Source organism: Arthrobacter sp. Bz4, from assembly GCF_003075455.1.
Classification (GTDB): domain Bacteria; phylum Actinomycetota; class Actinomycetes; order Actinomycetales; family Micrococcaceae; genus Arthrobacter_D.
In genome coordinates, this window is record NZ_QDAE01000043.1 from 1 (window position 1) to 7,435 (window position 7,435).

Genomic DNA, 7,435 nt, shown 5'->3' on the forward strand with positions numbered 1-7,435 from the left:
AGTTAAGGATGTGTAGCGCGAGACGTTCCGCTGCCAGGCCGACAGGGAGAGGGCCGCCTCCAGCGCCGATCAACTGGAGGAGCGTGAGGGCGAGCTTGCCCGGGGGGACCGTCCAGTGCTGGAAGTTCAGGCCGTGGTGCCTGTCGTTGCGCGCCTCCGGTTGACCGGTGCGGGGCCGAGACGTCGACGGCGGGGATGTTCTAGGCGGTGATCACGGCTTTGAGTAACGCCGCTGCGAGGCACAGTGCGGCCAGGACGATGCCCAGGATGAATGTCTGCGGGGCAGCCCGTTCGCCTCGAAGATGTCCGACCACCCAGCCGAGGCTTGCCAGCCGAACGACGGTGATGATGATCGCCAGCTGCAGCGCTAGTCCCGGATCAACCCACCCCACCAAAGCAGCCGTCATGAAAAGCGCGGGCCCAACCGCTGCGGACGCGATGGGCACAGCGTGCCATGCCTCTTTTCGAAGGTGAGGTGTCGTGGCCTGGTCGGGTGCAGTCACCCGGACGCCGACATGTTCGGCCAGCACGTGTGCGATGAACGTCGATGTACCGGTTCCGATGATGTAGATCAGGGCTTTGCTGGTGAGTAGGTCCTCCGGGTACAGGGCGATGAGCGCGGCCAGAATCAGGATGTCTCCGTAGACGAAGGCCGTGATCCTGCTCGATGCGTCCTCCTTGCTGAGCGGCCGCTCCGAACGTAAGTGAAAGAGCTGATAGATCAGGTCCTGGACGAGCCGATGAGGGCGCCTCTTCAAGCGGTCCTGACTCATGGGTTCCTTTTCGTGCACGTCGTGCCCGGGTCGACCTCGATCAGCGCCCGTCGCTAGGTTTCGATGAGTATCTCAGGTCGAGTCGGCCCCACCCGCCAGTGCCGGCGGGCGACACGAGATCACAGGAGTACATCGTGACGATGAGTTGCACTAGGAGTGACGGATCGCCGCCGAGGCGGGGAGTGTCAGGGCATGTAAGGGGAGTAGTAGGGCAGCGAATCGTTCAGGACCGGCACCTTGACGATCAGGGACTCGTCGGCGGAGGTGACCTTCACCGGAACCACGGAGCCCGGGTCGGCACCTACCTGATCGACGAGCAGTGGTGTCGTCCGTTCGAGGTGGACGGAGTTCTCGCCGCGAACGAGGACGCTTTCGGTCTGACCCGCGACGCTGAAACCCACCATGAGGTCCTCCTCCGTGTCATTGATGATCGTGCCCAGCACCCGGCCAGGCTCCTGAGCGGAGGTACCTACTATCAGCATGTTCTGCAGCCGCACATTCCCGCTTGATGCGTGAGCGCCGTCGGTGAGCGAGTCGTTCATCTGTGTCGCCACGGGGTTGGTGAAGGAACACCCGCACAATGTCAGAGCGAGCAGTCCGACGTACACCGCCTTCAGGGCAAGCGTTCTTCCTGCCCTGTGTTTCGCGGGAGGAGCTTCTGCTCGTACCCCCTCGATGAGGCCCTGCGTGACGACCCGGCGTGGACGTGGGGGTGAGGGCGGACGCCGGTGATGTGCGCTCGAGGTGATCATCGTGCGGTCTGACAGGGTCATGGTGGCCTGCTTCCAGTCGGTTGTTGCACCAACTGGAGGTCTCTCCCGGCCGCTTCATGCGACCCTGCTCGCCGGAGAGTTCAGGGACTCTCGTAATGACGACGAACCGGATGTGGGGATACTACCCTCCATTGAGATAAGTGAAACATACTTCACCTATTTAGGGGAAGAACCGGCGCCCTGACATGGCGATCGCTTCCGTTCTGCTGTCCACACGTGTCCGCGTGCGACTGGTCGGCGGGGCTGTGGTGTGGCGCGTCCCAGCCCACGGGCGCTTCTGGCTCGGCTCGGTTCTTCTCAGTGGGGTGTCGTGTTCGATCGTGGAGCCTTTGGGTCCGCTGGCGGCGTCACGTCCGTTCGTTCTGGGCGAGGTGGGGGCGTTCCGATGAGACCGCCGGCGATCATGGTGAGGAAACCGGCGATCCCGACGACCGGGATGGACACTGCGATGGAGAGCAGGACGATCAGTATTCCTCCCAGGATCGTCACGAACGCCGCTTTCCGGCGGCGGGATGTGCGGCGCGGCGAAATCGTGTGTTGAAGGCGTTGGGCAAGTTCGGGTTCTTCGGCTGCGAGACGCCGTGCGAGCTCGTCGAAGCGGGATCGTTCTTCGTCCGACAGGGGCATGACAGTCACTTTCTCTTCTCACGTGGGGCTTGGGTCCTGGTGTTGGGTCGCACGTCCATGCACGGCGGGATCATCCTGCAGGGATCTGTCCTGGGGGATCCGGGCCTAGGGCGGCCCGGTCGGGCACCATGCGGGCAGCGCATCGTCGGAGGCGCCGGGAGGGCAGGGATCGAACGTGAAGATGACCAGCGATCCGAGCGCGATGATCACGCCTGTGCAGGTCAGGAGGACGCTCTTGAGGCACAAGCGCATCCAGGCGGTGTCCGTGTAGTCGTTGATGATGACGCGCAACCCGTTGGTGCCGTGGAGCATGGCCAGCCACAGCATGATCAGGTCGAACCACTGCCAGAAGGGGTGCGCCCATTTCCCGGCGACGAACGCGAAGTCGATCTGGTTGATGCCATCCCCGAGCACCAGGTTCACGAACAGGTGCGTGAAAATCATGATGAGTAGGACGGCCCCGGACCACCGCATGAACAGCCAGCCGAGGAGCTCGAAGTTGCTTCGGGCGTGTGGGCGGCTCCGCGGGGGAGTGACCGGCATCCTGACGGGATTGCGTTGAGGCCGCGTCACTGCAACCCCAGCCCGCACATCCCCAGTTCCTGCAGCATGTCTTCGACCAGTTCCTCCGCCGAACGGCTGGCGTCGAGGACGATGAAGGACGGGAAAGCGTCGAGTCCCTGGTAGGCGTCGTCGAACCGTTGCAGGTGCTCGATGGTCTCGGTGTCCACGGCCCTGCCCGTGATCCTCGCGTGCGCCACGTCGACGGGAACGTCGAAGTAGAAGACGACATCAGGAGTGGGCAGGACGGTGAGGAGGAACGGAAGCAGCCGGCCCACACGCAGGCCGCGCGCACGGCGGAGCGCGAGCTGGCAGTGAAGGTACCGGTCCATGACAACGACGCCGGGGCCTGTCCGGGCTCGCGCGTGCGAGATCAGGACGTTCGCGCAGCGAAGAACCGTCTCCAGCGCGTCAAGTGCTGCCTCGGGAGGGTGAAGGCCGGATCGGCCACACCACGCAGCCAGGCTGCGCCGACCGGATTCGTTCCTGCGGAACGCTGCCGGATAGTCGGCGGCGTTGAGTTGCTGCGCCAGCAGACGCCGGCCGTGCTCTTACCCGCACCGTCGATACCAACGAGAACGATGATCATGGTCCGTCCCCGTCCAGTGTGGCGACGCCTCGGAGCTGCACCGCTACCTTCCGAACCAGGGCCCGGGCTCTGCGCTGCTGCAGAGCTGGCGTCGAGAGCGAACCCTGGATCAGCGGGGGAGCACTGGAAATGCACCTGATGCGCTCCTGCGGCTTGTTCGTCGCCCATCGGGTGGACCGAACCCCCGACGGAGGTCGTACGGCCTTCCTTCCATGTCCTCTACTCCTTTCGTTCGTCGCGGATCGTGGAAGCCGAGACTGCTCCTAGTTGTCCTCCTGCTCGTCGTTCTCCTGCTCGTCGTCCTGCCCGTCCTGTTGCTCTTCTTCCTGACCTTCATCGGGGTTGTTGTCCTGGTTGTCGGTGTCTTCCTGTTCTTCCACTCCTGGTACCTGGGGCAGCTGTGTGTCATCGCATCCGGTGATGGACAGTGCCCCGATGACGAGGAGTCCGGAACCAAGGAGCAGTGCTGTACGAGATGTGATGGTGTGTTCCTTTCGTGATGCCAGCTGTCGTGCTGGCGGTCGAGCTGACAGTCGTACTGGTCGTGGTACCGGTTGTCGTGCTGGTTGTAGGGCTAGTGTTTTCCGCTGCCGGGGGAGTGGGAGAAGATCGCCAGGAGTTCGCCGATCTCCTTCTGGGACGTGGTCGGGTGGCGGAAGTGCTGGTGCGGGTCGATGGTGTAGCGGGTCCGCCGGCCTTCACGGAGCCGGTGGAGGTAGCCGGAGTCCTCGAGGTCCTTGAGGATCTGCAACGTGGCTCGCGGGGTGATCCCCACAGTCGCCGCGATGTCCTCGACCAAAGGGTTCGGGTTTGTCGCGATGACCAGCAGCACATGACCGTGATTGGTGAGGAACGTCCACTGGTGCGGGACTATCCGCGGAGGTGCGGTAGCCGAGTCGGACGTTCCGGAGCTGCGGTTGCTGGATCCTGGCTGCATCGGTGGTCCCTTTCAGGGATGGACGGTTTGTGGTCGGAGACAATCGTCTGCACGCGTCCGATGAGGGATCAGTGGCGAGGCGTGTCCTGACGGTCTCCGTCAGCGGAACGATCGTCTCCTGCGCGGTCCTCTCTGATGGTCGGACCCGCCGCCGGATTTTCCGCGGGACGTCCAGCGGATGAGGTGCCGGTTGTCCCACCGTGCGTGGCGGCTACCTTGCGGGTGCGCGTCCACACAGGCTGCAGTGCTGCGATCTCGGCGTCGTCGGCTGTGCGGAAGGGCGGTTCCACGGGTGCCGGCGGTTCGTGGCGTTCCTGGCCGCGGGTCTTGATGAGGCTGGCGGCGATGGAGATGGTGAGGATGGTGGTGATGACGGCGAGGGAGATCGGCGTGGGGATGTAGAAGACGTCGATCTTCAGGGCCATCTTGATGCCCACCCAGATCAGGACCATGGCGAGCCCGATCTTCAGGTACACGAAGCGGTGGATGAGGTCGGCGAGGAGGAAGTACATGGCGCGGAGCCCCAGGATCGCGAAGGCGTTGGCGGTGAAGACGAGGAACACTTCGTCGGTGACGGCGAAGATCGCGGGGATGGAATCGACGGCGAAGATGATGTCGGTGACTTCCACGAGGACGAGGACGGCCAGCAGGGGTGTGGCGAGCAGGACCCCGTTCTTGCGGATGAGGAACCGCTGGCCGTGGAAGGCGTCGGTCATGGGCACGTGGCGGCGGAACAGTTTCAGGGCCCGGGACTTCGAGGGGTCGATGTGTTCGTTGCGCTGAACGAGCATCCGGTATCCGGTGAAGAGCAGGAACGCGGCGAACAGGTAGAGGACCCAGCCGGCGCTGGCGATGATCGCGGATCCGGCGGCGATGAAGATGGCCCGGAAGACTAGGGCGCCGAGGACACCGAAGAACAGGACCCGGTGCTGGTACTCCCGGGGAACGGCGAAGAACGTGAAGATGATGGCCCAGACGAAGACGTTGTCGACGGCCAAGGATTTCTCGATGAGGTAGCCGGCGAAGTACTGCTGGCCGAATTCGGCGCCCCAGAACCGCCAGATGATCGCGCCGAACGCGACGCCGAAGAACACCCACACTGCCGACCAGGCTGCCGCTTCGCGGACGCTGATGACATGGGCTTTGCGGTGAGCGACGAGGTCCACGATCAGCATCACGAGGATGAAGCCGATGACGGCGAACCAGACCCAGAGGGGGACGTTCAAGGGGTACCTACTTCCAGTCAGTATCGAATTAACTGGAGGTCTCTCCCGGCCTCTGAAGGCCCTGCCCGCCGGAGAGTGCAGGGACTCTCGTAGTGACGACGGACTGACTGGGGGATACTCCCCTCCACATGAAAACTAGTGAACCACACTTCGCCTGTTGAGGGAAGGTTTGCCTGGAACACAGGTCAGCACGAGCTTCATCGGCTGGACGTCCCTATCCGCGTCCGCGGTTTCAGCGATGGTGCGTGCACGTGCTGCGGTCCGGCGAAAACTGCGGCACGATACAAGGTCACCAGCTTGGCGACGCTGGTGCGGTTCGGTCGTCCGGATCGACGATCTGATCCCGGAGCGTCGCCACGATGTTTGTTCCGTACCTCGGCGTTACCCGGTGCTTGACGCCCGTTGCCATCTCCTTGATGAGACGGGCGATGGACTCTGCATGACGGAAGGTGCCGCCAGCAGCAAAGTACGCCCGCAGCCACGGGTCGACGTCGATGGGGTAACCCTCAGCGGCGAAGGCACGAACGATCTGAACGACCGCGTCTTTGCCAGGGCCAGAACTGAGCCCGTTGTACTGGTGATAGACGAAGATCTCCGCGGCAGCGACCATGAGAAGGTCCGGCGCTGACATCGCCACACCGGTATGGAGGTTCACGGCTCCTGCACTGTCGAGCCAGGTCCGGATCCTGTCATCAGGTGACCACACCATGACGAACAACCGCTCGATCAACCCAGCCGCGACCACGCTGCGGATCGCTTCCAGGTCCCGGTCCTCGAAGGGGTGAACGATCACGACCGCGTCATCAATCACGCGGCCTTCCTGCTCCACGCGTGATAGCTCGCTCATCCCGAGGACTTCCCGCTGAGAAACGTCAGGCACAAGGTACTCGATGACCTCCACATCCGCGGTCCGGCCATCAGCGTTGAGCTGCCTGACATTGGCCCTGCCCCCGTTGAGTGGACACCTCACAAGAGAGAATGTTCATTATGGGAAAGACACGTCGGGAGTTCACTCCTGAGTACAAGGACGAGGCCGTGAAGCTGGTGATCAATACCGGCAGGCCGGTCGCGGTCGTCGCCCGGGAGCTCGGGATTAGCGAGGCTTCACTGGGTCGGTGGGTGAACAGTTTCAAGGCCCGCAACGAGACCGGCGAGACCGCGGTCACGGAGTCCGAGCGGGCCGAGTTGCAGAGGCTGCGCAAGGAGAACGCGGACCTGAAACTTGATCGGGCGTTCCTAAAAAAAGCGTCTCTCTTCTTCGCCCAGGAAGCCTCGGATACGAACGCCAAGCGTTCGAACTGATGCACGCGCAGAAGATGAACTTCACGATTACCCGCATGGTGCGCCTGCTCGGGGTATCCCGGTCCGGGTACTACGCCTGGCTGGAGCGGGTGCCTTCGCCGGCGGCGATCCGGCGGGAGGTTATCGAGCGAAAAGTTGCCTACTTCCACAGTGATTCCGATGAGGTTTACGGCTCGCCGCGGATCCTGGCTGACCTGCGTGCCGACGGCGAAACTGTGTCCCGGAAGACCGTCGCGAAAGCCATGAAATCATTGGGCCTAGCCGGAATCTGCCCGAAGAGGTGGAAGACCACCACGGTGATCGACCATGCTGATGCGTATCCGGTGGACGCGGTGAAACGACGGTGGGACACCGGGGCCCTGAACCAGGTCTGGGTCGGTGACATCACCTATCTGAGAACGTGGGAAGGATGGGTGTACCTGGCGACCGTCATCGACGCCCACTCCCGCCGTGTGATCGGCTGGGCAATCGCTGAGCACATGCGTACCGACCTCATCCAGGACGCCCTGCAGATGGCTCTGACTTTGCGGCAGGATCCGCCGGCGCAGGTGATCTTCCACAGCGACCGGTGGCCCAGTACGCCTCAACGCAGATCGCTGAGTTCGCCGCCGCTAACGGGATCACCCGCTCCATGGGATTGACCGGTA

Annotated in this window: 10 protein-coding genes; 2 read left to right on the forward strand and 8 right to left on the reverse strand. The window is 63.3% G+C overall.

The window, feature by feature from the left end; all coding sequences use genetic code 11:
• Window positions 1–200 precede the first annotated feature (200 nt).
• The 8 genes from DDA93_RS15645 to DDA93_RS15680 all read right to left on the reverse strand — a co-directional run bounded on the left by DDA93_RS15645 (window position 201) and on the right by DDA93_RS15680 (window position 6,333).
• Window positions 201–773, reverse strand: a complete 573-nt coding sequence (locus tag DDA93_RS15645; RefSeq protein WP_019481126.1) for a hypothetical protein — start codon at window positions 771–773, stop codon at window positions 201–203.
• Between the two features lie 185 nt (window positions 774–958).
• Window positions 959–1,546 carry a hypothetical protein gene (locus DDA93_RS16930; protein ID WP_024475959.1) on the reverse strand — a complete coding sequence of 196 codons (588 nt, stop codon included), beginning with the start codon at window positions 1,544–1,546 and terminating at the stop codon, window positions 959–961.
• A gap of 297 nt (window positions 1,547–1,843) precedes the next feature.
• Window positions 1,844–2,173: a DUF3040 domain-containing protein gene (locus tag DDA93_RS15655; protein ID WP_019481124.1), complete on the reverse strand. Its 330-nt coding sequence runs from the start codon at window positions 2,171–2,173 to the stop codon at window positions 1,844–1,846.
• Window positions 2,174–2,278: 105 nt separating this feature from the next.
• Entirely contained in the window at window positions 2,279–2,716 is a 438-nt protein-coding gene (locus DDA93_RS15660; protein WP_035747130.1) for a succinate dehydrogenase hydrophobic membrane anchor subunit, read from the reverse strand.
• Between the two features lie 26 nt (window positions 2,717–2,742).
• Window positions 2,743–3,270, reverse strand: coding sequence for a thymidylate kinase (locus tag DDA93_RS17160; protein WP_347693956.1), 528 nt, complete (start codon window positions 3,268–3,270; stop codon window positions 2,743–2,745).
• A 627-nt stretch (window positions 3,271–3,897) separates the two neighbouring features.
• Window positions 3,898–4,260: a helix-turn-helix domain-containing protein gene (locus DDA93_RS15670; protein ID WP_019481120.1), complete on the reverse strand. Its 363-nt coding sequence runs from the start codon at window positions 4,258–4,260 to the stop codon at window positions 3,898–3,900.
• Window positions 4,261–4,328: 68 nt separating this feature from the next.
• Window positions 4,329–5,486, reverse strand: coding sequence for a TerC family protein (locus DDA93_RS15675; RefSeq protein ID WP_024475957.1), 1,158 nt, complete (start codon window positions 5,484–5,486; stop codon window positions 4,329–4,331).
• Between the two features lie 289 nt (window positions 5,487–5,775).
• A complete protein-coding gene (locus DDA93_RS15680) occupies window positions 5,776–6,333 on the reverse strand; it encodes a hypothetical protein (RefSeq protein WP_237742084.1) in 558 nt (185 codons plus the stop codon).
• Between the two features lie 140 nt (window positions 6,334–6,473).
• Here DDA93_RS15680 and DDA93_RS15685 point away from each other — a divergent pair, with 140 nt between their 5' ends.
• Both DDA93_RS15685 and DDA93_RS15690 read left to right on the forward strand, forming a co-directional pair.
• Window positions 6,474–6,788 carry a transposase gene (locus DDA93_RS15685; RefSeq protein WP_019481117.1) on the forward strand — a complete coding sequence of 105 codons (315 nt, stop codon included), beginning with the start codon at window positions 6,474–6,476 and terminating at the stop codon, window positions 6,786–6,788.
• On the forward strand, window positions 6,788–7,429 hold the full coding sequence (locus DDA93_RS15690; RefSeq protein ID WP_051317607.1) for an IS3 family transposase: 642 nt from the start codon (window positions 6,788–6,790) through the stop codon (window positions 7,427–7,429). Before DDA93_RS15685 ends, DDA93_RS15690 begins: the two co-directional genes overlap by 1 nt.
• Window positions 7,430–7,435: the final 6 nt, after the last annotated feature.

What these genes read in the sequence shown, in the direction of transcription:
- DDA93_RS15645 (WP_019481126.1), bottom strand. Translation starts at nt 773, where the DNA reads ATGAGTCAGGACCGCTTGAAGAGGCGCCCTCATCGGCTCGTCCAGGAC.
- DDA93_RS15680 (WP_237742084.1), bottom strand. Translation starts at nt 6,333, where the DNA reads ATGAGCGAGCTATCACGCGTGGAGCAGGAAGGCCGCGTGATTGATGAC.
- DDA93_RS15685 (WP_019481117.1), top strand. Translation starts at nt 6,474, where the DNA reads ATGGGAAAGACACGTCGGGAGTTCACTCCTGAGTACAAGGACGAGGCC.
- DDA93_RS15660 (WP_035747130.1), bottom strand. Translation starts at nt 2,716, where the DNA reads ATGCCGGTCACTCCCCCGCGGAGCCGCCCACACGCCCGAAGCAACTTC.
- DDA93_RS15670 (WP_019481120.1), bottom strand. Translation starts at nt 4,260, where the DNA reads ATGCAGCCAGGATCCAGCAACCGCAGCTCCGGAACGTCCGACTCGGCT.
- DDA93_RS15655 (WP_019481124.1), bottom strand. Translation starts at nt 2,173, where the DNA reads ATGCCCCTGTCGGACGAAGAACGATCCCGCTTCGACGAGCTCGCACGG.
- DDA93_RS16930 (WP_024475959.1), bottom strand. Translation starts at nt 1,546, where the DNA reads ATGACCCTGTCAGACCGCACGATGATCACCTCGAGCGCACATCACCGG.
- DDA93_RS15690 (WP_051317607.1), top strand. Translation starts at nt 6,788, where the DNA reads ATGCACGCGCAGAAGATGAACTTCACGATTACCCGCATGGTGCGCCTG.